Genomic DNA, 25,607 nt, shown 5'->3' on the forward strand with positions numbered 1-25,607 from the left:
GCTCAGCCCACCTTTCTCTGTTCGTAATCTTTCTGCTGCGCTGCCAGCGCCAGAAGCTGCAACGCCTTTTTGTATTCGTCCTCATGGGTAAAGGTAATATCCAGCTCCTTCTTCCCACGGACGCGGATGCTCTGTACCATGTGAATGAGCGCCCTGCGGTCTAAGGTTTCCAGCGTGGAGAACTGCGTAAACTGTGAAATCCAGCGGTTGCGCTCACTCCGGTTTTCCAGCACCTCCGTGAGTTTTTCCTTGAGAACGCGGACGCTCTCGCGGATGTCCTCAGCCTGCTTGGTGTACTTTGCCTTATAGGAAGCGTATTCTTCCTTGGTAAGCATACCCCCCACAAGACTCTCATAAAGCCGTGCCTTGAACTCCAGCACCTGCTCCAACCGGCGCTCGTTGTCGGTGATGTGGTCGCTGTATTCCTTGGCAAGCGCCTGATTGATGCTGGTCTGGTCAATGCCGGTCAGCAGCGCCTCCAGAGAAGCAATATTGCCGATATAGGCTTTCAGGCTGTCCCGCACACAGTCGATCAGGCTGCTTTCTTTCAGCATGACCGGATGGGCGCAGCCCTTTTTCTTGCCGGTAGGACAATAATAGTAGTGGTACTCCTTGCCGTTTGCACGGTTGGTCTTGCGGGTCATGCGGCTTCCGCAGCACCCGCAGATCAGAATACCGGAGAACAGGTACACCGTATCCTCGTTGGGAGAAGTGCGGGTATCCAGTCCCTTAATGCGCTGCACCAGCTCAAAATCCTGACGGGCAATCAGCGCTTTATGGGCATCCGGGACGCGCACCCACTCGGAGGCGGGGCGCTGCTCCATCTGCTTGATCTTGTAATGCGGCGTACCCTGTTTGCCCTGCACCAGCGTTCCGGTGTAGGTTTCGTCCTGCAAGATGCGGATGATGGTGGTTGCCGACCACTTGCAGTCAGCCTTGTCCGCATAGCCCTTTTTCGCGTAGGGCAGACCGTTGTTCTTCTTGTACGCCAGCGGGGAGAGAATACCCAGCCGGTTCAGCTCTGCCGCGATCTTGGAGGCGCTTGCGCCCTCCAGCCGCATACGGAAGATGTCGCAGACAACGCGGGCGGCGTAGGGGTCAGGGACGAGCAAATTCTTGTTGTCCTCGGCTTTCATGTAGCCGTACACCGGGAACGCGCCGACGAAATCGCCGTTGCGCCGCTTCACGTCCAGAGAAGAACGGGTCTTGATGGAACTGTCCCGGCAGTAGGCTTCGTTCATAATGTTCTTGACCGATACGGCCAGATCATCGCCGCTGTCGTGGGCGGTGTCGATGCTGTCGGTGATGGCGATGAAGCGCACCCCATAGGCCGGGAATACCCGGCGCAGATACCGGCCGGTTTCAATGTACTCGCGCCCCAGCCGGGAGAGGTCTTTTACAATGACGCAGTTGATATTTCCATCGGTGACATCCTGCATCATTTCCTTGAATGCGGGACGGTCGAAGATGATGCCGCTGTATCCATCGTCGATCTTTTCGGAAACGACCTCAATATCCGGGTTGTGCTCCACAAAGTTTTCAATGAGCTTGCGCTGATTGGAAACGCTGTCACTCTCGCTGGAATGATCGTCGGTGTAGGACAGGCGGATATAAGCGGTGGCTTTGAATTTAGGCATGAAAAAGCACTCCTTTCTCCCGGACTGCTCCCGCATGAAAATAGTGGTTATCTGGCTATTAGGTTTTCATCCTTTTCCACACCGATCATAGCACTCTCTGCGGAAAAAAGCGAGGATGTCGCTCAGCGCAAAATGCCTTGCAGACATTCCTCCAACGTAACACCGTTCCCGGCGAAGCAGGCGTTTACCACGAAATCGCCGCAGCGGAAGCGGTAAGGATTTTTGATCTGGCGAATAAAGGCGGCAATGCGTTCTTCCTTGGGAAGATTTTTGTCTACGGATACTTCCCGGATGTCCACCAGTTCATCCGTGTGGATTTGGGTTTCGTTTGGTGTCGGCTGCATCATGGCGATCTCCTTTCTCGGTTTGGTGGGTTTCCTCAAGGTCACATGAATGCGCTGACGGGAAAGGCCATCAGCGCATGGTATCTGACTTTGAGAGGCGGCTGCGCGGGCAGAATTGGAGCCACATAACATAATGGCGAATACCGGCGCAGCCGCTCTGCTTGTCCATTTGAGAAGATCCATCCTATTTGCCACGCGCCCCGGATAGTGGGCATGATGCAGGCCGCCCTTGGCAGGGCTGTCATAACTCCACGATACCGCTGCCTCAAAGAGCTGGCGCATACCGCAGGGTTCCCCCTCAAGTCTGTGGGAGGGCGTGAGCAAGTTTCATTATCCGCCGCGCTGTCATCGCGCCCGATTTGCCGAATCGGGTCTAAGGCTGCGTAGATCGCTCGGATGGCTTTTCCGGAATCACCTCCTTGAAGCCATCGTCGTGGCGGCGCACCTTATGCCGCTATCACGCGGGTTTTGTGCCTGCATCATGGTCTATTCAGTTTTCAACGTTCGGTGAAAGGCTTCGTGGAGAATGTCCCTTCACCTATCGCCGATTTTGGGCCACTTTTGCACCCTGTTTTCAGCAATCAGGGAAAAGTTTTTTCATTTTCTTCATCGCCGCGCCGATGCTCTTGGAAATATTCTGATGGCTGACACCCTCGGCTGCGCCAATCTCATCAACCGTCATCCCATCCACGAAATACATCCACACCCTGCGGAACTGCGTATCCGTCAGGTGCTTCCGAATCTGCGTGACCTTTCTGACGCTGCGGTGGATTGCCTCTGCCCGGTCATGCGCCTGCTCCATGCAGACATCCACGGCAGGAATGGAGGCCGCTTCCTCGGATAGCTCATCCAACGCAAGCGTGTGATTGGCATAGACGTGAGCTTCCTTTTCGGAGGCGTGATAGTCCTCGTCCGACAGGGCTTTCCATTTCAGAAATTCTTTCTCGCTGGCAAAGTCCTCGCGGGTCAGGCGGACGATGACTTCATTGGCGTCCATATAAACGATGGCATCGGGGTCTTTCTTATTCAGCGCATAGATGCTTTTTCTATTAAACATTTTGTTCCTCCGTTCAGATCCGAGTGGGTAAAAAGGTCTGAACGAAGGGCGGCGGGGAGCGGCAGCCCACGGCGAAAAAGTGCCGGGAACGACAAAAAGCGCCCACACAGGCATAAAAGCCTGCATGGGCGCTTCGGTGCGGTTCAGTATGGAAATTGTCGGCGGCTGTCGGAGGGCATAGGTATCCTACGGTGTCCGGGTATCGTCCGGCTATGCTCCCGGCGCGGCTTGTTGCCGCAGCATTAGCGGCACCTCCTGTGCTCTCCTGTCATACGCATAGGTCCCTTTCATCTGAAAAATGTTGGGACAGCAAAAACAACGGCCGCCCCGTACAGAGCAGCCGCCGTTTTCCCTATACCATACGCTGCTTTTCAGTACCGCAAGGATGGGTGTCCTGTTATCGTCGTATTCTGATTTCTTTTAGGGCATTTCAGGACTATCCACAAGGGATACGCTGAACTCCTGCGCGGTTGCCCCCTCCGGCAGCAGCTTTGCCATGACCACCAGCCGCTGATTGCCGCTGTTGGCCTTGTCATACTTCCGGCAGCAGGTGGAGAGGGTCAGAACGGTATCTTCCTCGGAGAAGGTCACGCCATCAAAGTCAAGCCAGTTTTTCCGCGCAATCGTCTCAAAGAAGCTGGTCAGATCATCTCCCGTGGGATCAGGCGCAATATAGTCAAAGCCAATATCCGTGACGAATAGCGCGGTGATCTGGAAAATCATGTCCTCGCCATCCACAGAGAGATAGATATACGGATGCTCCTTTACAAAGTCTGCGTCCATATAACGGTAGAGCTTGGTGAACCGCACACCGTCCGGGTCGCAGTTGCTGGCGGAGTGACCGAAAACAGTGGTGTTTTTGTCCAGCTTATCCCTGCCGCCGATTTCGTTTTCACAATGGGCATAATAGCAGCCCCACATGGCATACTCACCGTTTTCATCCAGCTTCAGGTAATAGCCGTTGTCCTCCGCCTGCATCACGGGATCGTCTACCTCCGCACCGGGGATATACAGCCATGCCACGGTGTCGGGATTCTTCGCTCTGGCTTCCGCCAACTCTGCCTGCCTGTCCACCGAGGGGATAACTTCGCCCGCGGGAGTCGCTGATGGCTGAGACGCAGATGTGCCGGAAGGCGTTCTGTCGGGAATGTCGATAGGCTCCGTCCCTTTCTGATAGCAGCCCATGACTGCCGTGGTCATGGCAAAGAGAAGGACGGCCATGCAGATGATCGGACGAATGATTCTTGTGATTCTTTTCATAATGCTGTCTCCTTGCCGCGCTGGGATAGCGGCGCAGCTCAAAATGTCATTGATTTGTTTCTTGTAGCGAAAAGAGAACAGCGCAGCTTCAGGGCGAGATGCCCGTCCGCTGCGCTGTCCGATGTTCGCTTATGGGGTCATGCCAGCGGCTTTGATGTTTAGCCGTATGTCAGCCGGTCACTTCTTGCAGCGCCAGAGGAAGGTCACGATCTGCGCTCTGGTGCAATCCGCATTGGGGCTGAATGTCGTGCTGGTGGTTCCCTTGGTGATGTTCTCCTTGACCGCCCACAATACCGCATCAGCATAGTAGGCGGTGGACTTCACATCAGCAAAGGGATTGGCTGTACCCGCTGTCGGGGACTTCTCAGAACGCCACAGGAATGTGACGATCTGGGCACGGGAGCAGGTCATGTTGGGGCTGAACGTGGTGTCGCTGGTGCCCTTGGTGATGCCGTTTTCTACTGCCCACAGCACAGCGTCGTAGTAGTAGCTGCCCACAGGAACGTCGGTGAAGGGCATGGTGCTGGTTTTAGAGGCGGGGCTTCCAGCGGTGCGCCACAGGAAGGTCACGGCCTGCGCACGGGTGCAGATGCCGTCCGGGGAGAAATGGGTATCATCGGTTCCCTTGGTAATGCCGTTCTCCACTGCCCAATCCACAGCATCCTCATAATAGCTGCCGGTGGCTACATCCACAAACACGCCGGTCTGGGGGTTGCCGTTGGCTTTCATAAAGATGACCTCGATGGTATGGGTTCTGCTGACATTCTCAAAGGTGTAGGACTTCACCGCGCCGATGCTCTTGCCGTCGATCTTGACGTTGGCGACAGCATAGCCCTTATCCGGGGTGATGGTGAAGGTCTGATCCCGGCCCTCACGGACGCTGACATTGCCGGAGGGAGAAATGGAGCCGCCAGCCCCGGCAGTTGCCTTGATGGTGTAATAGCTGTAAGAATGGCCGCTGCCATTATAACGCCAGTGTGCCGTATAGGTTCGGTTGCCAGTGCTGCCCGTTGGGATGGTGACGGTCATATTGTTCTCGCCGTCAAGCCCCGTGCCGCTCCAGCCGGTGAAGGTATAGCCGGATTTGGTAGGATTCTTGAGGGTGAAAGTCCTCGTCTCGATGGTGTAGGTGTCGGGATTGCCCTCCGCAGTGCCGCCGGCCAGATCATAGGTGATCGTGTACTCGGTGGGTGCAGGCGCGTCCTTTTCGAAGATGGCCTTGACCTCCACGTTGTCGTTCGGCATGAGGAACTTGTTGTTCTTGATGGTCACGCCGCCGCTGATGACTTGCCACTCCTTGAAGTGGTAGCCCTCTTTGGGCATGGCGGTCAGGGTGATCTCCGTGCCGGTCGCAGCGGTGGAAGGAGTTGCGGTGCCGGTGCCGTTTCCGTCATTGCTGACGGTGACGGTGTAGGTGGTGGGGTAATAACGCTGTTTTCCCACAGCGCCTTGATCTCTGTGTCCCCGCTCACGGTATAGGTATCGCCTACCTTGTACTCCGTGCCGCTAATCTCCCAAGCCTTGAACTCCTGATCGGTGGGAGCGGTGAAGCCGCAGACGGGCAGGATGTAATTTGTCTCTGCCTTGACGATCACGGGACCCATGCTGCCGCTGCCGCCGTTGCCGCTGAAGGTGATTGTGCAATCCGCAAGCGGCGTACCCTCACCCACAGTGACTTCCGCATCGGTGCTGGCAAAGTGGTTGTTATCCTCCGCATAGCGGACGAAGTAATTGCCAGCGGACAAGTTATCAATCTCCGTGCCGCTGCACGCCGTATAGCTTCTTTCGCCTGCCATACGGTATTCCATCTTATCAGTCACGCCGCTGATTTTGCCGTCGCTGCCGCCCACGGTGATGGGCGCGACACCGATCAAGCCGTCAGGAGCTTCCCGCGTGGCTTTGCCGATGCTCCACGCTGCGGTCACGGCATCGGTGCTGCCGTCCACCCATTTGCCGGTCTTGGATGTGACGCTAACGGTGTAATCGCCCGCGTCCGTGCCGGTGTTGCCGGAGATGTCCATAGTAGCGAGATCATAGCCGTTCACGGTCGCGGTATGCACAGAGCCGTTATAGGTATATGTTCCCGTTACGCTGATGTTGGGCTTTGCGGGATCGGTGGGCACGGGAGGTGCGTCCTCCTCGAAGATAGCCTTGACCTCCACGTTGTCGTTCGGCATGAGGAACTTGTCGTCCTTGATGGTCACGCCGCCGCTGATGACTTGCCACTCCTTGAAGCGGTAGCCCTCGTTGGGCGTGGCGGTCAGGGTGATTTCCGTGCCGGCCACGGCTTTTGCATGAGATGCGGAAGCCGTTCCGTTCCCGTCCGTTCTCACGGTGATGGTAAATTCGGTGGGCGCGGGAGGTGCATCTTTCTCGAAGATGGCTTTAACCTCCACGTTGGCACTCGGCATAGTGAACTTATCGTCCTTGATGGTCACGCCGCCGCTCATGACCTCCCACTCCTTGAAGTGGTAGCCCTCGTTGGGCGTAGCGGTCAGGGTGATCTCCGTGCCGGCCGCGGCTTTTGCATAAGATGCGGAAGCCGTTCCGTTTCCATCCGTTCTCACGGTGACGGTGTGCTCGGCTGCGGGGGCCTCTGTGCTGATGGTGAAGTAGTGCTCCGCCTTGCCGCAGTAGTTTCCCGTGCCGTACAGCGTCACCTTGGGAGCCTTTTTGCTGTCAAAGCCCTCGTCGCCCGGTGTGAGGGTGTAGGGATGGACGTTGTTGGAATAGATGGCGGTGTAGTCCGTGTTCTCCGTAAGCTGCTTCGTTTTGTTCTCGCCCGTCTGATGGGAAAGCCCCGTCAGCTTCTTTTCGCTGCCGTCATGGGCGCAGTCCGTCAGCCCCTCGAGCGTCAAAAGCCCATGCTCATAGCAGTATCCAAGATCATACTTGTCGCAGAGCGCGCATTTGCCGTACTCGTCAGGGCTATGGTCAATGGTCTTTCCGTTGACGGTGCTGCCGCAGATGGTGATGTTTTCCGCCGGAATACCGGGCAGCTCCTTTGTGTGCAGCTTGTCATAGACATAGTTTGTGCCGTCCTTTTCCTCAAGCCGGAAGGATTCCACCGTGCTGTTCAGAATTTGAATCTTTCCAATCTCTGAAGCTCTGCCAGACGAGTTTTTCCCGATGCCGGGAATATAGTCGGTACCAGACCTCAAATTGCCGCCCTTTGCGGTCACGGTGCTGTTTTCAATAAGAATATTTATCTGGCCTCCACTTGAGCCATACGCCGCGCCGATGGCGGGGCCGAACAATTCATTGCGAACGGACACCTGGCTGTTCGCAATGCGGATACGGCTCTCACCATAGGATTGGGATTGTGTACCGTTGCCGATAACCGCGTTGACTGAAGACCTACTATCGATTTGGCTGTCCTGAATGTCGATGCTGCCAAAGGAAGCCTTTTCGCCGCCGCCAATCGTGCAGCGATTATAGGTGTACTCATCGTTCAGGCGGATGCTGCTGCCGCGGATCACGATCTCTTCAACGGAAGAATATTCTCCACGTGCGCCGATGATATCGCCCGTCAACACGATGCTGTCCGTGATCTCCAGCTTTTTCAGCGTCTTTGCATCATTCGGTGATTGCACGGTTTCGTCCATGAAAATACCGTAGGTGTGCAGATCGGAATCCCGGATGGCGATGCTCCCATTGCCGCCGACGCGAATGCCTCTCAAATGCGGCAGCCTGATCTCGCCGTTTTCAATAACGATCTCGCTATTGCTGCCCACGCGGATCCCGTCGGTATGAGTGGTGGGTATGTCCGTGGATTCAACGCGGCAGTTTCGGATGGTGAGCTTCCCACCCGGCGAGTCTGCGTCCCAGCCGATCAGGACCTTTTCGCTGCTGAGAAGCGGAAGCTCTGCGTCCGAAATGGTGATGCTTCCGACGCTTCCGCCGGCAGCTCCGCCGATGCAGGCGCCGTCCTTACTGGAAATGGATTTGATCGCATTGCCGTTGATGGTGATGCTTTTGCAATCCACACGCTCGGAATAGCTGTCCGTAAAGCCGCCGATGGCTGCGCCGCTGCCCTCGGCGGAAACGGTGAGCTCACCGCCAGTGATGCGAATGTCGCCCTTACTGCCGATGCCTGCCGCACCGCCTTTTCCGACCGCATGGATGACGCCGCCGTTGATGGTAACGCCGCTCTTGCCGTTGCCTTTATCGCCAATGGCGGCGTTATTGTGATTGGCCGTGGCTTCTATCTCTCCGCCATTGATGGTAACGGTCATTGCCCCGGTGTTATAAATTCTGGCTCCGCCGATGCCGAAGCCCTCTCCCTTGGCAGTTGCCTTGACCGTGCCGCCGTTGATGATGACGCTGCCGCTCTCATACGGCCCGATTCCGTTTCCGGAGAGCACCCTGTGCGAATTTTCTCCAAAGTTGTTGACGCCCCCAATGGCGGTTACATCGCCGCCGTTGATGGTGATCGTGCCGCCATATCCTGTGGTGATCGCATCGCAGGTAGCCTCGGCGATGACCGTTCCGCCGTTGATGGTGACGCTGCCGCCATATCCCATTTGGCATGTGCCGATCCCTACGCTGTCCACAGCAAGAGGATTGCCTTCCGGCAAGGCAAAGGGTTCGGTACGGACAACGCCGCCATTGATGGTGATGCTGCCGCCTTGCCTGAGATTGCCAGGCGTATCTCCGTCGGAGGAAACGTTGCGATCATAATCCGATCCGCCGATGGCGGAGGAGCCCTGCTGTCCTTTGGCGTGGATATTGCCGCCGTTGATGATGATCGTACCCTCGTTTTCATAGTAGTTGTCGTTGGCAGCCCACACGCGCACACCGGCGCCGATGCCGGACAGTCCAGCCACAGGCCACACACTCTTTTCATGATCAGACAGCTCCGGGAGGCACGCCGTCAGCTTGCCCATGGATGCCTCAGCGGTGCTCTGGGCGTATATGGTGAAGGTGTCGCCCTCCTTCACGTTGATGCCCCACGGTACCGTGAGGTGGCAGTCGTCCTTCAAAATCAGATTGACCGCGCCGTGGGTGTCCAAGCGGGGCGTGATGGTCACGTCGCCCTCCACCACGTACCAGCCTGCGGGCATATCGTACCACTTGTTGTCGCTATTGAAAAAATCCTCGATAATAACTCTTTCCAGCACCGTGTATTCGGTGCAGAAGCGCTCCTTGCCGTCCGCGTCCAGATAGCGCACGGGGGTTTGCTCGACAGCGTTGTTCACGGTAATGCTCAGCGCCCTTGTGTCGCTGCCCTCGCTGTTTTCTGCCTTGACGGTGAAGGTGGCGGTTCCCGCCGCAGTGAGTATGCCGCTGATTTCTCCGGTTTTTTCGTTCAGACGTAAACCGGCAGGCAGAGCGCCTTCATCAATGCTCCATGTGATGGGCGCTGCGCCGATGGCGGTCAGGGTATGGCTGTAAGCCTTGCCTGTCTTGCCGTCCGGCAGACTGTCCGTGGTCACGATGACGGTATAGGTGTCTGGCACAAACCGCGCCGTGAGCGTGGTTACATCCTCCGGAACGCTATCACCGGGCGCGTAGAGCTTGCCGTCGCTGCCAAGCCACTTAAAGTAATTGCCTGTAGCTCCCTCCGGGCGGGTCAGACCGTCGGACGCAGGCGCGGTAAATTCGCTGCCGTTTTTCACGATGATCCGAATGCTGCTTTCATCGCCCAGCTTGCCGCCGCCAAGGTCAAGAGTAACGGTTTTCAGCCCGTCAGGACCTATCGTGTCACGGTTCAAAACCTCGAGGACGGGGCGGAAACCGACCTGCGGGTTTTGGCCCGCAGCGTCGCGGTGGCCACAGAAGCGGCTCGAATAGTGCCCGCGAACCGTACGGCGCCACGGCAATCTGATCACAGTATCTTGTCCACACGAAAAAATCCCGTTCCAGTTTTTGATATATCCGTCGTCCTTGTCCAGCAGCCTGTCCCATTCGTTGCTTTGGGGCGTGCCGCGTTCTGAATCACCTGAGCCTGTATAATCACTTCCCTCGGATGGCGCACGCATCGTATAGTCCACACCGCCGGCGGTGTAGTCTTTGCCAAAAATCAACCCTGCGGTGTTCAGGTCATTCCAGCTTATCGTATGCGTTACGGTATAGTCCGCCACAAACAGGCTGTGGGCATATTTGTTCTGCTCTGCATACTCCTCGGTGGTTGCCATCTCCGATGTGAGCTTGTAGGCGTCCACTGTCCCGGCGTAGGTAAAGGGGACATAATGCATTGTTTTGTCCGGCAGAGAGCCGTTCGCCGTGCCGGGAATGCTCACGCCGGAGAGGTCAAAGTAATAGGTGCCGTCGGGAGCGAGGTTGAACTGCTCTGGGGGAACAAACTGCGCCGTCAGCTTGGTTACGTCCGCCGGAACATTATCGTCCGGAGCGTAGAGCTCGCCATCGCTGCCAAGCCACTCGAAGTAGCTGCCGGTATTTCCGTCGGGGCGGGTCAGACCTTCGGACGCAGGCGCGGTAAAGCTCTCGCCGGTTTTCACAATGATCTGGATAGTATCCGAGCTTCCTCCCAATTTTCCGCCGCCAAGGTCAAGGGTAACGGCTTTCAGCCCGTCAGAGCCCAGCGTGCCGGGGTTCAGGACTTCAAGGACGGGGCGGAAACCGAGGAACGGGAAGGAGAGCGTAGTATTGGCGCCGGCATATTTGCGGGGCAAATCGTACCGGCCGCGAATCACACGGTTCGATAGCGTATTGGGTAAAGTATCTTGTCCCCAGGAACCTATATTTCTCCAGTTTTTGATATATCCGTCGTCCTTGTCCAGTATCCTGTCCCATTCGTTGCTTTGGGGCGTGCCGCGTTCTGAATCACCCGAGCCTGTACCACCACTTCCCCCGGACGGCGCACGCAGCGTATAGTCCACGCTGCCGGTGGCGTAGCCTTTGCCAAAAATCAGCCCTTCGGCATTCAGGTTATCCCAGCTTACCGCATGCGTTACGGCATAGTCCGCCACGAACAGGCTATGGGCATATTTTTTCTGCTCTGCATACTCCTCGGTGGTGGCCATCTCTGATGTGAGCTTGTAGGCGTCCACTGTCCCGGCATAGGTAAAGGGGACATAATGCATTGTTTTGTCCGGCAGAGAGCCGTTTGCCGTGCCGGGAATGCTCACGCCGGAGAGGTCAAAGTAATAGACGCCGCCGGGAGTGAGGGTAAACTGCTCATCAAACTGTGCCGTCAGCTTGATTACATCCGCCGGAACGCTATCGCCGGGCGCGTACAGTTTCCCATCGCTGCCAAGCCACTGAAAATAACTGTCGGTATTTCCCTCCGGGCGGGTCAGACCGTCGGACGCAGGCGCGGTAAATTCGCTGCCCTTTTTCACAATGATTTGAATATCCTCAGAGCTGCCGCCCAGCTTGCCGCCGCCAAGGTCAAGGGTAACGGCCTTCAGTCCGTCAGAGCCCAGTGTGCCGGGGTTCAGGATTTCAAGGACGGGGCGGAAACCGACGTACGGACTGGAGCGCGTAGCACGGTTGTAGCCCCAGAAGCGGGCCGAACTGTACCCGCGAACCGCACGGCTCGTCCACGAAGAGCGCGAAATATCCTGCCCCCACGAATGCATCCTGCTCCAGTTTTTGATATATCCGTCGTTCTTATCCAGTATTCTGTCCCATTCGTTGCTTTGGGGCGTGCCGTGTTGGGAATCGCCCGAGCCTGCACTATCGCTTCCCACGGACGGCGCACGCAGCGTATAGCTCACACCGCCGGCGGTGTAGTTCTTGCCGAAAATCAGCCCTTTGGCATTCAGGTTATCCCAGCTTACCTCATGCGTTACGGCAAAATCCGCAATGAATAGGCTGTGGGCATATTTGCTCTGCTGTGCATACTCCTCTGTGGTTGCCATCTCCGACGTGAGCTTGTAGGAGTCCACTGTCCCAGCATAGGTAAAGGGGACATAGCGCATTGTTTTGTCCGGCAGAGCATCGTTCACCGTGCCGGGGATGCCCATTGCCGAGAGGTCAAAGTAATAGGTGCCGCCGGGGGCAAGGATGAACTGCTCGTCGATTTCACCCGCCGCGAAGGCCGTTGTCGGCAGCAGCGTCAGCACCATGCAGCACAGCAGCAGGATGCTGAGGATTCGTTTCTTCATGTCCTTTTTCCCTCCTGTTCGTGTCGGTTCGGCTTATCCGCCCCGTCTTTTTTCTGATTTTCTCTTTTTCTGAGCCGGAAGCACAGCGCGGTGATCGCCGCCGCCGCGGCAAAGGAGACGACAGCCACCAGCACATAGCCGCCCGCATCCTCCCGCAGCAGCATCGCGCCGAACACGCCCCATACGGCTGTCTGTCCCGGCCCGACGACCGTGCCCGCTGTCTGCATCAGCGCCGCACACAGCAGCATACACGCGGCGCTCAGTCCATAGATGCCGCGCCGTTGCCTCCGGCGGTTGTTTTCCCGCACCCGCTGCTTGACGAGTGCGACCCGTCTTGCGGTATCGTACATTTCGTTTGAACCTCCTCTCTGGATTTTTTGAAATGCGGCTTAAAAACCCCTTCACTTATATAGGTACAAAAAATCGAAAAAACTCTCACCCAAAACGCAAAATTTTTCAAAAAAATTTGAGAGCCGCCAAAAAGCAGCTCTCAGGGAGTGGCTATTCGGTTATTTCCTCTGCCCGAGGCGGAAAGCGGACAGCTCTCCCGCCGCCACCAGCAGCGCCGGCAGGGCGTAGGCCACATACTGCGCCGCGCCGCCGTAGGCGATGAGCAGATTATAGATGGCGTGGAGGGTGATGGCCGCGCCCAAGAGGCCGCAGGTGCCTGCGATCTTCAGCCACGTCCGCTGCCACGTGTATGCAAGGCCACCGCCGACGATCAAGCCGCAGATCACATGCATGGCCCCCGTGCCGAAGCCCCGGAAGAAAATGAAGGAGAAGCGGTCTGCGCCGTTCTGGATCAGATAGCAGACGTTTTCAAAGGTGGCGAAGCTCAGGGCAACCGTGATGGCGGCGGGCTTGATCTTATCGCCCTCCGGCTCGAATACCAGAAGATAGAACACCAGCGGCAGCAGCTTCATCATTTCCTCCACCACCGGCGCGATCTCCGCCGTGGCGGCAAGGGCGTCCGCCTGACACACCGCCGCGAGGAAGGTGTTGATATAGGCCGAAAGCAGACACACCCCCATTCCGGCAATGCAGAACAGGAAGAAGCGGAGCTGCCGCCTGCCCATGCACAGGGCGGCTACCAGCAGCGGGGATACCATGCAGAGGAAGATGTTTTCGATGTAGGTCATGCGTCCACCGCCTTTCTCGTGGCGGGCAGCAGCCCCAGAATCGCAAGCGTCAGTAGCATATCACACCAGAAGGTGGGACTTGCCGGTGAGGTATCCGGCCAGAAGCAGCCCGCCGTCCACAGCAGATATTCCGAACCGGCAAAGCACAGCACGCCGATGTGGAAGCACCGCATATTCCGCGCCGCGCCCGTCTGTCCGTTGGCGTAGACCAGCCCCCGAATGGCGCAGAAGGAGAGCCATATCATCATGCCGCACCAGATCAGGTTGGAGAGAATGTCCCCAAAGGTGCAGTAGAACGCCAGCAGCGGCACGCCGAACGCAGGCGCGAGCCATGCCCTGCGGCAGCGGAAGCTGCGCTCGTCCTGACTGGCGAGCGTGGCCTGCAAAATGCGCAGGAAAATGACGCTGGCCACCCAGCCGAACTCCGAGACATAGAAAACCCGCGGCGTGGTATCGAACAGCAGCAGATACAGCGTCCAGTAGAGCGCGCCGAGGGCAAAGCAGCCGTAGAAGCACAGCAGCAGAAAATACGCCTGTCGCCCACTTTTCCGGTAGGAGATACCCGAGAGCAGCGCGCCCACGAACGTGACCAGCAGTTGCAGCAGGTTCTCAATCAGCTCCATGCGCATCCTCGCTTTCCTCGTTCTGCCCGTCCTCCCGGTTCATCTGCCGCAGCCGGAAGCACAGAACGGTCACGCACACGCCGAGTAAAAACGCCAGCAGCCCGATGACGATGTATCCCAAGGCAGCGCCGCCGCCGTACATACTGGCCGCCGTTTCAAAGCCGGAGTAGTCGCCTGTCTGGATGCTTGCGGCAATGCCGGGCATGGCAAGGGACGCGCCGATGAGCAGTACAAGGCACGCCGCCACGGCAGAAGCCATGGTGATCGTATTGCGCCGCAGCCGTTTTTCCCGCTCAATTTGGGCGATGCGCCGCTTCGTCTCCGCGACGCGCTCCTCATGACTCCGCATTTGTGATTCCCTCCCGTTCCAGCAGCCTTCGCAGGCTTTCTTTTCCGCGATACACCATGTTGGTGATCTGTTTTACCGTTTTCCCCGTGACCTCCGCCGCCTGTGCGTAGCTCATATCCTCGAAATAGGTGAGGTACAAAACCTCCCGGTAGTCCGGGTTCATTTCATCCATGCAGAAGTGCAGGATGCGGTTTCGCTCCTCCGTCCGTATGACCTCCTCCGCCAGCAGCCGTCCGTCCGGCTCACCGGTCAGCGCATCGAGGCTGAATAGCGGTTTTCGCTTGCTCTTGTGGCGCAGTGCCATGTGCCGCGCCGCCTTATAGAGATACGCCTTGAAGCCGCCGTCCCGTACTTTTGGCTTTTTCGTGAACAGATAGGCGAAAACATCCAGCATCAGCTCCTCCGCCTCGTGAACGTCGTGCAGATAGCCGTCGATATACAGGGTCAGGGGGTCGCCGTATTTTTTCATCAGGGCATTAAGCCCTTCGTCATCACCGCTCAGATATTGGCGGTACAAGCTCTCGTCGCAAGTCATAGCGTTCACTTCCTTTTTGCGGATGCTTCCAATTCCAATGCGGAGGGGATTCGTCAGGTGCTTGTCCTGCCGGAATCGCGGTGCTGCCCCTTGAAGCGCGGGTCGGAGGGCTTTTCCGCGTTTTCCGGGATCGCCCATGAGCGCCCGAACCGGGACGCGCCGGGGATCCGCCCCTCGGCGCAATATTGGTTGACCCGCCGCTCCGACACGCCCCAACGGTAAGACGCCTCCCGAATGGAGATATAGCCCTTGATCCCGTTCATACCGCACCTCCGCATGGATAATACTCAACACGATACATTATATACGAATATCCGAAGAAACACAAGACATCCGGCGAAGTGTTCAGAGAAAAGTTACGGATAGGAGCGACATTTTTTGAAAAAGTCCTCCGAAACTGGCCAAAACGCCCCTTTCGGATTGTAGTATGGGTAGAGGGGAAAACGGGGGTACGAACGGGGGCAAGAAAGCGGCAAGCAATGCAAAGCGGTACCCACTTTGCAAAAACAGGCGGATTCCGTTTACACGGAGCCCGCCTGTTTCATGCTTGTTGGGGCGCTGCCCCAATCCCCGCAGAACACAAAAACTGTGTTCTGGAACGATGGATAAATCCATCGGCTGCGCGATTTTGCAAATCGCTTATGGGCAGGCAGCTCAGCGCTGCTCTGCCTCTTTTTCCCGTCGTTCATTCGCTTCCTCCTGCTCCTTATCCAGCTCCAGAATACGGTCGATATTGGCCTTGGCCGTCAGCAGCTCTTTCATTTCCTCACGGGCTTTTCGGTAGTCGGCATAGGCGGCTTTCTTCTCCGCCAGCAGCTCGGCGTACTCGGTATTCAGCGCCTTGATGGTGGGCAGCTTCTTGAAGCCCAGTCCATCAAAATAGTTCTTTGCGGCCTTGTGGATCGTGATCTCGCTTTCATGCTCTGCAAGAAATTTCTTGGAGTACCCGGCCTTGCGATAGGCAACGTAGGTATCGCGGGTCTTGGCGTAATTGGCAATATGCTCCCGCAGCACCGCAATCTCAGCCATGCGCTTTTCCGCAGCCTTAATCCTTGCGGAAAGCTCATTGAAGTGAGCGGACGCTGCCGCCGCTTTCTCTGAGAGAACGGCGTAATCTAAAAGCTCATGGTCTTGCAGATAGGCCACCGTCTGTGCCATCTGCTTCAAATTGAACAACGTCGCCCAACGCGCATAACCGGCACCTTTGCCAGCGCGTAATTTTGTCTGAATGTCCACCAGCAGATTCCCGCTGCGCTTTTCCGGTTTGACCGGTGCGGCGGCGCTCTTTCGCGGCGTATGCGCCTTTTCACCTGCAATCACCGCACGAAGATCTGCGGGAGTATAACCGTCGCCGAGGGTATCCATGCGAATGGATTTTTTCTGTTCGCCGCCTAACAGGGACGGGACTTTCTTGCCCTTGACCTCATACCCGGCCTGCCGCAGCAGCTCCAGCAGCGTTTCAAAGCTGTCGGGCTTTTGCGCCAGCGCATCGTCAATGGCCGCGCATATCCGCTCCCGGTGGGAGGGCTTCTTTTTGTCGCCCAGCCACTTGTTGTAGCTCTTGCCGTGGCGCTTCGGATTCTCCACGATGGAGTAGCCGTTCTCGATGCAGATGGTATCGTTGAGCCGCCGCACGGCGCGGCTGCTGCCCCAAAAGTTTCTGAATTTCCGGGTCTGGCTGAGTGCGGTGGAGTTCCAGATCACATGATTGTGAATATGGGCTTTGTCGATATGGGTGCAGACGATATAGGCGTGATTGCCTTTGGTGAATCGCTTGGCCAGCTCACAGCCCAAACGGTTCGCTTCCTCCGGTGTGATCTCTCCGGGAACGAAGGACTGCCGCAGATGGTAGGCGATCACATCATCCTCGCCGCGCACTCTGCCGGTCTTGTGGGTGTATTGATTTTTGGCGAAAAGGAACTCGGCATCGGCGATCCTGCTGTCGCACTGCCAGCTTGTTATCAGCCTGCCGCCGTCCGTCTTTTGCGGATTTTCGGTGTAGTCGATGATAGCGCTGATGGCCTGTCCCACCGTGCGGCCTTTGCCGGTGTGGAGAGGCATCAGGCGTGTGGTTGCCATGTTGGACACCTCCTTGAAAAGTCAAACGGCCTGCCGTAGCAGACCGTTTGAAATGTGTTAATTTGCAAGAGGTAAAAGCAAACTGATAGTTCGACAAATGGGAATTTGAATACTACGATTTTATGAGCGATTATCGCTCACCGTGGGTTTTCAATAAAATCCTCCAAAAGCCTTGAAAACAAAGGGTTTTTCGCAGCGTGTTCGCCTTATCCCTTTATTCGGTTTCACACAAGTTTACCCTTGCCCTGGCCACTCATAAGGGCAAAAGCAAGGGCAAGAAAATCTCGCAACAGGATATGGCAACGTGTGGCAATCGGGGAACTGTGACGTATGTGCGAATATATTATAGCGGAGGATTTTATTATGGACAAGTACATTTTTGACAAGAACAACGGCCTTTGGTATGAACTGATTGGCGACTACTATCTTCCCTGTCTGACCGTACCCGCTGAAGAAGGACAGCCTGTTGGCGTATGGGGTCAGCGGCACAAGCGGTATCTCAAAGAATACCGCCCAGCCTTTTATAATGCTTTGCTGTTAAGCGGCAAACTGAATGGCTACCTTGCCGATATTGACCGGCAGGCACAGGAGCAAATGGTCACCGTCATTCGGCAAATGTCGAAGGCCCAAGGAATTACTGAAGTGTTGAAAGCTACCAACCAAGCGGAGTGGGTAGGAATGATGAATAATATCTGTTTTGCGGCAGTAGAAATGATTCATGATGAAATCATATACGCATAAGTACGAAAGCGGCTGGGGATATACCCTGCCGCTTTCATGCTCGTCAAAACAGTTATCTGCCAGTGAAGATGCAGCCCTCTATATCAGTAATTGAAAATAAGACAAGGCAGACTAAAAGGAGAGGGAACAATACTTTGCAACTTTCAACCCCATTTTGTTGCATTTCACGCCAGGCAAAAGGATGTTTTGCAAAGAAAATCAAGCAATGCGAAATTAAAATATACCCTCTTGACAAACGAACTATAATTCTATATACTCAGTTCTGTCAATTGAATAAAATCTTCAGGGCAGGGTGTAAGTCCCTACCGGCGGTACAGCCCGCGAGCCGAAAGGCATGATTCGGTGAAACTCCGAAGCCGACAGTATAGTCTGGATGAAAGAAGATTTGCAGTACACAGGGATGAAGTTTATCACCCTGTGCGTGTAAGTTGCTCTGGATTGTTTTCAATCCAGAGTTTTATTTTATGCCGGCGCTATGTCTGTGTCTATCTGCGTCGCCCTGAACGATTTGTTCAGGGCGATTTTTGCTTTTGAGGTGATGGTATGAGTGACGAGGATTATATGTCTTTGGCTTTGCATTTTGCAAAGAAGGGAGTTGGCTGGACGGCCCCGAATCCAATGGTGGGCGCAGTTATCGTGAAAGAGGGCCGGGTGATCGGGCGGGGCTGGCATGAAAAATGTGGACAGCCACACGCCGAGAGGAACGCCCTTGCCTCTTGTACCGAGCCCTCGGAGGGAGCGACTATGTATGTCACACTGGAACCCTGCTGCCACTACGGGCATCAGCCACCATGCACGGAGGCCATCTTAAACGTCGGCATCAAGCGGGTGGTGGTAGGTTCCGGCGATCCAAATCCCCTTGTCAGCGGGAGAGGTATTCAAATACTCCGAGAACACGGAATAGAGGTGACGGAACATATCCTGGAGGACGAATGTACCCGGCTGAATGAGGTGTTCTTCCACTACATCCAGACAAAGCGCCCCTTTGTGGTGATGAAATACGCCATGACGCTGGACGGAAAAATCGCAACCTATACAGGGGCCTCCAAATGGGTCACGGGAGAGCAGGCAAGAAATCATGTGCAGGAGCAGCGCCACCGCTACACCGGCATCATGGTGGGAGTTGGAACGGTACTGGCCGACGATCCCTTGTTGACCTGCCGGAAAGCCGGGTGCAAAAACCCCATTCGCATTATCTGTGATACCGATTTACGCACTCCTCTAACCGCCCAAGTAGTCACTACGGCAAAACAGGCTCCTACTATCCTCGTTACCTGCTGCGCTGACCGTGAAAAATGGACGGGCTACGAAGAAGCCGGCTGCCGTATTCTGCCGGCGGAACGGAAGAATGGCCGCATTGATTTGGAGCGGTTGATGGAACGGCTGGGGCAGGAGGGCCTTGACAGCATTTTGTTGGAGGGCGGCGGCACGCTGAACTGGGCCGCGCTGGAAAGCGGCATCGTTCAGAAAGTGCAGGCATATATCGCGCCCAAGCTGTTCGGAGGGCAGACGGCAAAAACGCCGGTAGAGGGCGCTGGTGTACCGTTGCCCGACTGTGCGTTCCAGTTGAAAAACATGGTTATCACGCAGTTGGGGGAGGACATTCTGCTGGAAAGTGAGGTGGCAAGTCATGTTCACCGGGATTGTTGAAGAAATTGGAACGGTGACACAAATCCGGCACGGCCCGCACTCCGCAATCCTCACCATAGCGGCTGAAACCGTTTTGGAAACTACGAAAATCGGAGACAGCATCGCCGTCAACGGTATCTGTCTCACCGTTACCGCTTTATCGGACACCTCTTTTTCGGCGGATGTCATGCACGAAACGCTGAACCGCTCTGCTCTGTCCCGGCTGGGTACGGGAAGTCATGTGAATTTGGAGCGGGCCATGCCCGCGGACGGGCGTTTTGGCGGACATATCGTGGCCGGTCATGTGGATGGCGTTGGAACGGTGGCAAATGTGCGGCGGGACGATACGGCAGTCTGGTTCACCGTGCGGGCGGCGCCGGATATTCTGCGCTATATCGTGGAGAAAGGCTCTGTGGCGATAGACGGGATTAGCTTGACCGTGGCGGCAGTCACACAGACGGATTTTTCCATTTCCGCCATTCCCCACACCGTGGCGAATACGGTTTTGCGGGAACGGAAAAGGGGCGACCCGGTCAACCTGGAAACAGATGTGATTGGGAAGTATGTAGAAAAGCTGCTGTTCCCCACCATGGGCAGGCGGCAGGATACCACAATCACCAAAGAATTTTTATCTCAACACGGATTTTAGGAGGGCAGGCAATGATACAGTTCAGCACTATTGACGAAGCTCTTTGCGACCTTCGAGCGGGCAAAATCATTCTGGTTACGGATGACCCCACACGGGAAAATGAGGGGGACTTCATCTGTGCGGCGGAATTTGCCACAACGGAAAACATCAATTTCATGGCGACCTATGGCAAAGGGCTGATTTGTATGCCCATGTCGCAGGCTTATGTGGAAAAGCTGAAAATCCCGCAGATGGTACAGCAAAATACGGATAATCACGAAACGGCTTTTACCGTGTCCATTGACCATGTGACCACCTCTACCGGCATTTCCGCCGCTGAACGCTCTGTGACGGCCCTGGCCTGCGTGTCAGAGGACAGCAGGCCGGAGGATTTTCGACGACCTGGGCATATGTTCCCCTTGCTGGCAAAGCGAAACGGCGTGCTGGAGCGTGACGGACATACCGAAGCAACGGTAGACCTGTGCCGTTTGGCCGGTCTGAAAGAATGTGGCCTTTGCTGCGAGATCATGCGCGAGGACGGGACAATGATGCGTACCCCGGAGCTTTCGGAACTGGCAAAACGATGGGGAATCAAGTTTATCACCATCCGGGATTTGCAGGCTTACCGCAAATGCCACGAAAGGCTGGTTGACCAGGTAGCGGAGGTCAACTTGCCCACAAAATACGGGGAATTTACCGCTTATGGTTTTGTAAACAGATTAAACGGTGAGCATCATGTGGCACTGGTAAAGGGTCAGATTGGTGACGGCGAAAATGTGTTGTGCCGTGTCCATTCAGAATGTCTGACCGGGGACACGTTTGGTTCCCTCCGCTGTGACTGCGGTGAACAGCTTGCCGCCGCTCTTACCCAGATTGAGAAAGAGGGGCGAGGAATTTTACTCTATATGCGGCAGGAGGGGCGGGGCATTGGCCTGATGAACAAACTGCGGGCGTATGAGCTTCAGGAGCGCGGATTGGATACATTGGAGGCCAATCTGAAACTGGGCTTTGCCGGGGACGAGCGGGAGTATTATATTGGCGCACAGATTTTGAGGGAGTTAGGCGTAAAGAGTATGCGGCTGCTGACGAATAACCCGGATAAGCTCTATCAGCTTTCGGAGTTTGGTTTGAAAATTACACAGCGTGTTCCCATTCAGATGAAGCCTACCCCCTACGACCTGTTCTATCTGAAAACAAAACAGACGCGCATGGGACACATCTTAACCTATGAAAGAGAGGAAGATCGCCGTGAAAACATTTGAGGGAAAACTGGTAGCAAAAGAGGTCAAGGTTGGCATCGTGGCCGCACGGTTCAATGAGTTTATTACATCTAAGCTGTTAGATGGAGCATTAGACGGCCTAAAGCGGCATGATGTGTGTGAGGAAGATATTCATGTCGCGTGGGTTCCCGGCGCGTTTGAAATTCCGCTGATTGCATCCAAGATGGCAAAAAGCGGAAAGTATGACGCTGTGATCTGCCTGGGGGCAGTAATCCGAGGCTCTACCAGCCATTACGATTATGTTTGCAATGAAGTGTCCAAGGGGATTGCCGCCGTTTCCCTGGAAAGCGGTGTCCCGGTGATGTTTGGCGTTCTCACTACGGAGAACATTGAACAGGCGATTGAGCGGGCCGGGACAAAGGCTGGGAATAAGGGCTATGATTGCGCTGTTGGTGCGATTGAGATGGTAAACCTGATTCGCCAACTCTAAGTAAAAGGGCCTTGCAGTTTTATGATGCCAACCGTTTATGTACGCACCGCATGGCCTTCTGGCTGTGCGGTGCTTTTTGCCGTCAGTCCTTTGTGTAGGCGTCCACGATACGTACTTCCAACTCCCGGTTCCGCTCCATCGCCCTGCGGAGTTCCGGCACTTCCAGCAGGCCCTTGGCGTTGGCAATGATGAGGATACGATTGAGGCTGGCCCCCACCCTGCGGACTTCGTAGATCAGCTTCGGCACGTCAACGGAGGGGGCCTCCCGGATGGCAGCGCCGCTGATACACTGCCGGATAAACCGCTCACGGGAACCCCGTACCCTGCTGACCTTTTCGTTGAGGTCGGCCAGTTCCTCATCAGACAGACGGATGATGATTTGGTTGGTTCTGCTTCGCATAGATTCTCCTTCCTCCGGGGTCATAGGGGTGGAACCCCTGTCAAGCGGTATTGTGATATCACAATACGTTGCTTGCTAAGACTGTACCACTTCCCCCATGGCGTATTTTGCGGGTGCGTCCCCGCCGCCCCGGTTGCTCTTTTCAGCCGGTAAAAAACCGTCACTCGACCCTGCGGACATCGCCCTCCCGGAGCAGATTCCGCCCCTGATTGACGGCCATGAACCGTTCCAGCGTGTCCCGACGGATGATGGCTTTCCGGCCTACTTTCAGCACCGGCAGCTTGCCCCAGTCCACCAGCTTCCGCATGGTGTTCCGCCCAATGCCCGTACACTCGGCGGCTTCCTCAATGGTCAGCCCCATTTTAACTGCGCTCATTCTGCACGCCCCTTTCTATTGCGCTTGTTTTGCAACCGCAACACCGATATTATACTTAAAGCGCCGTCATCTGTCAACTCGTTTTAAGGCGTATTAAAAAATATTTTTGAAAATATACGTAAAATTGGGTTGCAAATCAAACCCAGTTGTGCTATACTCATACTCGATAGGAGGTGAACTTCTTGGACAACGCAGAAATGCTCACTCCAAAAGAAGTGGGAAAACGTATCAAAGAGCGCCGGAACGAGATCGGTATCTCTATGCCGGAGCTTGGACGGCGGGTAGGGGTCAACAAGTCCACCATCCAGCGGTATGAAACAGATGGGGTCAATCCCAGCCGCAGCATGATCATCAACGGCTTGGCGGACGCCCTGCAAACCACCTCGGAATGGCTCGTAGGGCTGTCCGAGGAAAAGGAAATCACGGCGGCGGACGATGATAGCCGCACCATCTGCGAGGGCGAGGTCTTAGACCACCTCAACAGCTTCCTTGACGCTGTGACCAAAACGGTACAGCCAGAAGTCCAGCAGCGGTTTCTGACCTCTACGCTGTGCCTGCTGATCGACCTGTTCTCCATTACTGCCCAGCACTATGGCAGGACGCTGAACGAGATCGACCGGCTGGCCGGGGATGAAGCCCTCAAAAAATCCATCCAGCAGTACACCATCCACGTTGACGACATCATCGTGCCGGTCTATTGCCGGGAGATGGAAGCTCCTATTGAGGATATGAAGCGGTTCCTGGACGGGCTGCTACATATCTTCGACAAAGGGCGTACCAGGGTAGATACAGTTTATCTGTATAACATCCTGCATGACGCCCAAGTGCGGCTGAACGCCGCCAACGATTCCGTGGCACCTTGACAACATAATATGCCGGGAAAACCCGGCAGAAATGATGCAACGCACATCATACGTCACAGGCCCGATTGCCACGGATAGAAAGGAGCATTTCATCAATGGCAAAAGGTTCTGTACGCAAAAAGGGCAAAAAGTGGTACTACCGCTTCTATGTGGAGGACGAGAGCGGGCGGCAGGTACAGCGGGAGTTCGCCGGGACAGAGAGCAAATCCGAGACGGAGACCCTGCTCCGCAAGGCGATGGAGGATTACGAGGCGAAGAAGTTCGTGGCGAAGTCTGAAAACGCCACCGTGGGGCAGTTATTGGATATGTGGGTAGAAGAAGAACTGAAGCCCGGAAACCTCAGCAACGGCACCGTGATGGCCTACCAAGGGACGGTCAACCGCATCAAGCAGCACCCTATTGGAAACCGCAGGCTGAAAAGTGTCACCCCTGACCACCTGCAAGCTTACATCGACCTGCTCAGCTTCGGCGGGACAAACCCGGACGGCACAGCGGCAAAAGCGCTCAGCAAAGGGTACTTACGGCAGTATTCGGCAGTCCTGCAAGGGGCGTTCCGCTTTGCGGTGTTCCCCAAGCGGCTCATCAGCTTCAACCCCATGCAATATGTAGTATGGCGGGGGAAGAAAGAGGAATACGAGCTGTTCTCCCAGGAGAACGGGGATGCCCCGGCGGTGCCCACCCTCACCCATGAACAGTTCCGGGCGTTGGAGGACTTTCTGAAAAAGAAAGACAATCCGGCCCTGTTGCCCATTCAGATTGCCTACTACACCGGGCTTCGGATTGGGGAGGTCTGCGCCCTCACCTGGCAGGACATCAACCTGGACGAGCAGTATCTCACAGTGCGGCGGAGCATCCGCTACAACGGGGCGAGGCACAAGACGGAGATCGGGGCCACCAAGCGGAAGAAAGTCCGTACCGTGGATTTCTGCGACACGCTGGCGGCAATCCTTCGGAGGGCCAAAAAGGAGCAGATTGGGAACCGCCTGCGCTATGGGGAGCTTTACAGCCTGAACTACTGCACCGAGGTCAGGGAGAAAGACCGGGCCTATTACGAGGTCTACACCCTGCCCAGGACGGTGGAAGTGCCGGAGGGGTATAGGGAGCTGTTCTTTGTCTGTCTACGCCCTGACGGGGCCATTGAGACGCCGGGGACGGTAAGCATCATGTGCCGTCAGGCGAAGAAGAAAGTGCCGGGGCTGGAGGATTTCCATTTCCATATGCTCAGGCACACCTTCACGAGCAATCTACTGTCCAACGGGGCGGCTCCCAAGGACGTGCAGGAGCTGCTGGGTCACGCCGATGTCAGTACCACGATGAACATTTATGCCCACGCCACGAGGGAAGCCAAGCGTACCTCCGCACGTCTGCTGGATAAGGTGGTCTGCGGGGAGTAAAAAGTTTCCCTTGTTCCAGCCCGTGAGGGCAAAAACAAGGGAAAGTACATAAGGCTTGAACATTTAATCTGTGGGAAGCCTTGACATATTAGGGTTTCAAGGGGATTTAACAAATAAACTGGAATTTTCAAATTAGTCTTTGCAAATAACCTTTGAACCTTCACCATCAATTACAATTCCCTGACGGTTGTTAATTGGGCATAGATTCAAATCCGAAAACTCAGTCATTATTTTCTCGGTAACTTTCTTAAATGGTGCTGTAAGATAATGCGGAAGAACATAGAAATCAATCAAATCAAGCCCTGCATCATCTTCTTGTGAGTAGTCCTCCGGCTTTTCATCCATTTGCTCGATATATTGGATGCTTGGAGCGCATATAATCGCACCTGCCGATTCACCAATCATCAGTTTTCCCTTTGCCAATTCTTTCTTCAACAGCTCATCCGTTCCCGTTTTACGGAGCTGGTCTATAAGGAAAAAAGAATTTCCGCCGGTAAAATATATCACATCCGCATCTTCAAAAACAGACTGTATCGTTGAATAAGCCTCCGTTGAAATATCAATTTCAGTTACGATTGCTCCCAACTTTTTGAATAATTTTCGAGCCGAGCCGACATAACCGGTGTAGCCTTCACGCAGCGAAGCTGTTGGAATAAATGCGACTTTTTTATTTTCAATTTCTTCCTTTATCAGACTTCCTACACTTGAAAAGTGCGAACATAAAAACAGTTTCATCAATATTCTCCTTTATATATAAATTCCGATTTGCTG

The 25,607-nt window shown here is 55.4% G+C and carries 23 protein-coding genes and 1 riboswitch; of the genes, 7 read left to right on the forward strand and 16 right to left on the reverse strand.

Annotated elements, in window-relative coordinates:
• Positions 1-2: 2 nt before the first annotated feature.
• From EIO64_RS04910 to EIO64_RS04970, 13 genes are all read right to left on the reverse strand, one after another.
• Positions 3-1,637: a recombinase family protein gene (locus EIO64_RS04910; RefSeq protein WP_136890912.1), complete on the reverse strand. Its 1,635-nt coding sequence runs from the start codon at positions 1,635-1,637 to the stop codon at positions 3-5.
• Between the two features lie 122 nt (positions 1,638-1,759).
• Positions 1,760-2,263 carry a DUF6870 family protein gene (locus EIO64_RS19185; RefSeq protein WP_429835579.1) on the reverse strand — a complete coding sequence of 168 codons (504 nt, stop codon included), beginning with the start codon at positions 2,261-2,263 and terminating at the stop codon, positions 1,760-1,762.
• Between the two features lie 292 nt (positions 2,264-2,555).
• Positions 2,556-3,164 (reverse strand): sigma-70 RNA polymerase sigma factor region 4 domain-containing protein, encoded by a 609-nt coding sequence (locus tag EIO64_RS04920; RefSeq protein WP_158629704.1) that lies wholly within the window; start codon positions 3,162-3,164, stop codon positions 2,556-2,558.
• Positions 3,165-3,458: 294 nt separating this feature from the next.
• Positions 3,459-4,298 carry a class B sortase gene (locus EIO64_RS04925; protein WP_136890914.1) on the reverse strand — a complete coding sequence of 280 codons (840 nt, stop codon included), beginning with the start codon at positions 4,296-4,298 and terminating at the stop codon, positions 3,459-3,461.
• Positions 4,299-4,475: 177 nt separating this feature from the next.
• Positions 4,476-5,741 carry an S-layer homology domain-containing protein gene (locus EIO64_RS04930; protein ID WP_136890915.1) on the reverse strand — a complete coding sequence of 422 codons (1,266 nt, stop codon included), beginning with the start codon at positions 5,739-5,741 and terminating at the stop codon, positions 4,476-4,478.
• Positions 5,627-12,370, reverse strand: coding sequence for an InlB B-repeat-containing protein (locus EIO64_RS04935; protein WP_136890916.1), 6,744 nt, complete (start codon positions 12,368-12,370; stop codon positions 5,627-5,629). Before EIO64_RS04935 ends, EIO64_RS04930 begins: the two co-directional genes overlap by 115 nt.
• Positions 12,367-12,720: a glycosyltransferase gene (locus EIO64_RS04940; RefSeq protein ID WP_136890917.1), complete on the reverse strand. Its 354-nt coding sequence runs from the start codon at positions 12,718-12,720 to the stop codon at positions 12,367-12,369. Before EIO64_RS04940 ends, EIO64_RS04935 begins: the two co-directional genes overlap by 4 nt.
• Before the next feature lie 159 nt (positions 12,721-12,879).
• Positions 12,880-13,509 (reverse strand): PrsW family glutamic-type intramembrane protease, encoded by a 630-nt coding sequence (locus EIO64_RS04945; RefSeq protein ID WP_136890918.1) that lies wholly within the window; start codon positions 13,507-13,509, stop codon positions 12,880-12,882.
• A complete protein-coding gene (locus EIO64_RS04950) occupies positions 13,506-14,132 on the reverse strand; it encodes a histidine kinase (RefSeq protein ID WP_136890919.1) in 627 nt (208 codons plus the stop codon). The genes EIO64_RS04945 and EIO64_RS04950 overlap by 4 nt, the downstream gene beginning before the upstream one ends.
• Positions 14,119-14,481, reverse strand: coding sequence for a DUF4179 domain-containing protein (locus tag EIO64_RS04955; protein WP_136890920.1), 363 nt, complete (start codon positions 14,479-14,481; stop codon positions 14,119-14,121). Before EIO64_RS04955 ends, EIO64_RS04950 begins: the two co-directional genes overlap by 14 nt.
• Positions 14,468-15,016, reverse strand: coding sequence for an RNA polymerase sigma factor (locus tag EIO64_RS04960; RefSeq protein ID WP_249390811.1), 549 nt, complete (start codon positions 15,014-15,016; stop codon positions 14,468-14,470). The genes EIO64_RS04955 and EIO64_RS04960 overlap by 14 nt, the downstream gene beginning before the upstream one ends.
• A gap of 53 nt (positions 15,017-15,069) precedes the next feature.
• Positions 15,070-15,279: a helix-turn-helix domain-containing protein gene (locus EIO64_RS04965; RefSeq protein ID WP_181446422.1), complete on the reverse strand. Its 210-nt coding sequence runs from the start codon at positions 15,277-15,279 to the stop codon at positions 15,070-15,072.
• Between the two features lie 391 nt (positions 15,280-15,670).
• Complete coding sequence (locus EIO64_RS04970; RefSeq protein ID WP_136890922.1) at positions 15,671-17,095, reverse strand: relaxase/mobilization nuclease domain-containing protein; 1,425 nt, start codon at positions 17,093-17,095, stop codon at positions 15,671-15,673.
• A gap of 363 nt (positions 17,096-17,458) precedes the next feature.
• Here EIO64_RS04970 and EIO64_RS04975 point away from each other — a divergent pair, with 363 nt between their 5' ends.
• From EIO64_RS04975 to ribH, 5 genes are all read left to right on the forward strand, one after another.
• A complete protein-coding gene (locus EIO64_RS04975; protein ID WP_136890923.1) occupies positions 17,459-17,836 on the forward strand; it encodes a TnpV protein in 378 nt (125 codons plus the stop codon).
• A gap of 274 nt (positions 17,837-18,110) precedes the next feature.
• Positions 18,111-18,225: riboswitch (FMN riboswitch) on the forward strand.
• 154 nt (positions 18,226-18,379) lie between these two features.
• Positions 18,380-19,486, forward strand: a complete 1,107-nt coding sequence (gene ribD / locus EIO64_RS04980) for a bifunctional diaminohydroxyphosphoribosylaminopyrimidine deaminase/5-amino-6-(5-phosphoribosylamino)uracil reductase RibD (RefSeq protein ID WP_136890924.1) — start codon at positions 18,380-18,382, stop codon at positions 19,484-19,486.
• The gene (locus EIO64_RS04985) at positions 19,467-20,114 is read left to right on the forward strand and encodes a riboflavin synthase (protein WP_136890925.1); all 648 of its coding nucleotides are present in this window, start codon (positions 19,467-19,469) and stop codon (positions 20,112-20,114) included. Before ribD ends, EIO64_RS04985 begins: the two co-directional genes overlap by 20 nt.
• A gap of 11 nt (positions 20,115-20,125) precedes the next feature.
• The gene (locus EIO64_RS04990; RefSeq protein ID WP_136890926.1) at positions 20,126-21,355 is read left to right on the forward strand and encodes a bifunctional 3,4-dihydroxy-2-butanone-4-phosphate synthase/GTP cyclohydrolase II; all 1,230 of its coding nucleotides are present in this window, start codon (positions 20,126-20,128) and stop codon (positions 21,353-21,355) included.
• Positions 21,342-21,803, forward strand: coding sequence for a 6,7-dimethyl-8-ribityllumazine synthase (ribH, locus tag EIO64_RS04995; protein ID WP_136890927.1), 462 nt, complete (start codon positions 21,342-21,344; stop codon positions 21,801-21,803). The genes EIO64_RS04990 and ribH overlap by 14 nt, the downstream gene beginning before the upstream one ends.
• An 82-nt stretch (positions 21,804-21,885) precedes the next feature.
• Here ribH and EIO64_RS05000 read toward each other — a convergent pair whose 3' ends face one another.
• Both EIO64_RS05000 and EIO64_RS05005 read right to left on the reverse strand, forming a co-directional pair.
• The gene (locus EIO64_RS05000; RefSeq protein WP_136890928.1) at positions 21,886-22,203 is read right to left on the reverse strand and encodes a plasmid mobilization protein; all 318 of its coding nucleotides are present in this window, start codon (positions 22,201-22,203) and stop codon (positions 21,886-21,888) included.
• A 160-nt stretch (positions 22,204-22,363) separates the two neighbouring features.
• Positions 22,364-22,579, reverse strand: coding sequence for a helix-turn-helix domain-containing protein (locus EIO64_RS05005; protein WP_136890929.1), 216 nt, complete (start codon positions 22,577-22,579; stop codon positions 22,364-22,366).
• Between the two features lie 173 nt (positions 22,580-22,752).
• Between EIO64_RS05005 and EIO64_RS05010 the strand changes: the two genes are divergently transcribed.
• Together EIO64_RS05010 and EIO64_RS05015 are read left to right on the forward strand one after the other, a co-directional pair.
• The gene (locus tag EIO64_RS05010; RefSeq protein WP_418723943.1) at positions 22,753-23,442 is read left to right on the forward strand and encodes a helix-turn-helix domain-containing protein; all 690 of its coding nucleotides are present in this window, start codon (positions 22,753-22,755) and stop codon (positions 23,440-23,442) included.
• Positions 23,443-23,537: 95 nt separating this feature from the next.
• Positions 23,538-24,836, forward strand: a complete 1,299-nt coding sequence (locus EIO64_RS05015; protein WP_136890931.1) for a tyrosine-type recombinase/integrase — start codon at positions 23,538-23,540, stop codon at positions 24,834-24,836.
• A gap of 132 nt (positions 24,837-24,968) precedes the next feature.
• On the opposite strand, the gene EIO64_RS05020 is transcribed toward EIO64_RS05015, so the two are convergent.
• Positions 24,969-25,571: a Type 1 glutamine amidotransferase-like domain-containing protein gene (locus EIO64_RS05020; protein ID WP_015563755.1), complete on the reverse strand. Its 603-nt coding sequence runs from the start codon at positions 25,569-25,571 to the stop codon at positions 24,969-24,971.
• Between the last annotated feature and the right edge of the window lie 36 nt (positions 25,572-25,607).

Origin of the sequence: Dysosmobacter welbionis (assembly GCF_005121165.3) — a bacterium.
Lineage (GTDB): Bacteria > Bacillota > Clostridia > Oscillospirales > Oscillospiraceae > Oscillibacter > Oscillibacter welbionis.

What these genes read in the sequence shown, in the direction of transcription:
- EIO64_RS04910 (WP_136890912.1), bottom strand. Translation starts at nt 1,637, where the DNA reads ATGCCTAAATTCAAAGCCACCGCTTATATCCGCCTGTCCTACACCGAC.
- EIO64_RS19185 (WP_429835579.1), bottom strand. Translation starts at nt 2,263, where the DNA reads ATGCGCCAGCTCTTTGAGGCAGCGGTATCGTGGAGTTATGACAGCCCT.
- EIO64_RS04920 (WP_158629704.1), bottom strand. Translation starts at nt 3,164, where the DNA reads ATGCAGGCTTTTATGCCTGTGTGGGCGCTTTTTGTCGTTCCCGGCACT.
- EIO64_RS04925 (WP_136890914.1), bottom strand. Translation starts at nt 4,298, where the DNA reads ATGAAAAGAATCACAAGAATCATTCGTCCGATCATCTGCATGGCCGTC.
- EIO64_RS04935 (WP_136890916.1), bottom strand. Translation starts at nt 12,370, where the DNA reads ATGAAGAAACGAATCCTCAGCATCCTGCTGCTGTGCTGCATGGTGCTG.
- EIO64_RS04940 (WP_136890917.1), bottom strand. Translation starts at nt 12,720, where the DNA reads ATGTACGATACCGCAAGACGGGTCGCACTCGTCAAGCAGCGGGTGCGG.
- EIO64_RS04945 (WP_136890918.1), bottom strand. Translation starts at nt 13,509, where the DNA reads ATGACCTACATCGAAAACATCTTCCTCTGCATGGTATCCCCGCTGCTG.
- EIO64_RS04950 (WP_136890919.1), bottom strand. Translation starts at nt 14,132, where the DNA reads ATGGAGCTGATTGAGAACCTGCTGCAACTGCTGGTCACGTTCGTGGGC.
- EIO64_RS04955 (WP_136890920.1), bottom strand. Translation starts at nt 14,481, where the DNA reads ATGCGGAGTCATGAGGAGCGCGTCGCGGAGACGAAGCGGCGCATCGCC.
- EIO64_RS04960 (WP_249390811.1), bottom strand. Translation starts at nt 15,016, where the DNA reads ATGACTTGCGACGAGAGCTTGTACCGCCAATATCTGAGCGGTGATGAC.
- EIO64_RS04965 (WP_181446422.1), bottom strand. Translation starts at nt 15,279, where the DNA reads ATGAACGGGATCAAGGGCTATATCTCCATTCGGGAGGCGTCTTACCGT.
- EIO64_RS04970 (WP_136890922.1), bottom strand. Translation starts at nt 17,095, where the DNA reads ATGGCAACCACACGCCTGATGCCTCTCCACACCGGCAAAGGCCGCACG.
- EIO64_RS04975 (WP_136890923.1), top strand. Translation starts at nt 17,459, where the DNA reads ATGGACAAGTACATTTTTGACAAGAACAACGGCCTTTGGTATGAACTG.
- ribD (WP_136890924.1), top strand. Translation starts at nt 18,380, where the DNA reads ATGAGTGACGAGGATTATATGTCTTTGGCTTTGCATTTTGCAAAGAAG.
- EIO64_RS04985 (WP_136890925.1), top strand. Translation starts at nt 19,467, where the DNA reads ATGTTCACCGGGATTGTTGAAGAAATTGGAACGGTGACACAAATCCGG.
- EIO64_RS04990 (WP_136890926.1), top strand. Translation starts at nt 20,126, where the DNA reads ATGATACAGTTCAGCACTATTGACGAAGCTCTTTGCGACCTTCGAGCG.
- EIO64_RS05000 (WP_136890928.1), bottom strand. Translation starts at nt 22,203, where the DNA reads ATGCGAAGCAGAACCAACCAAATCATCATCCGTCTGTCTGATGAGGAA.
- EIO64_RS05005 (WP_136890929.1), bottom strand. Translation starts at nt 22,579, where the DNA reads ATGAGCGCAGTTAAAATGGGGCTGACCATTGAGGAAGCCGCCGAGTGT.
- EIO64_RS05015 (WP_136890931.1), top strand. Translation starts at nt 23,538, where the DNA reads ATGGCAAAAGGTTCTGTACGCAAAAAGGGCAAAAAGTGGTACTACCGC.
- EIO64_RS05020 (WP_015563755.1), bottom strand. Translation starts at nt 25,571, where the DNA reads ATGAAACTGTTTTTATGTTCGCACTTTTCAAGTGTAGGAAGTCTGATA.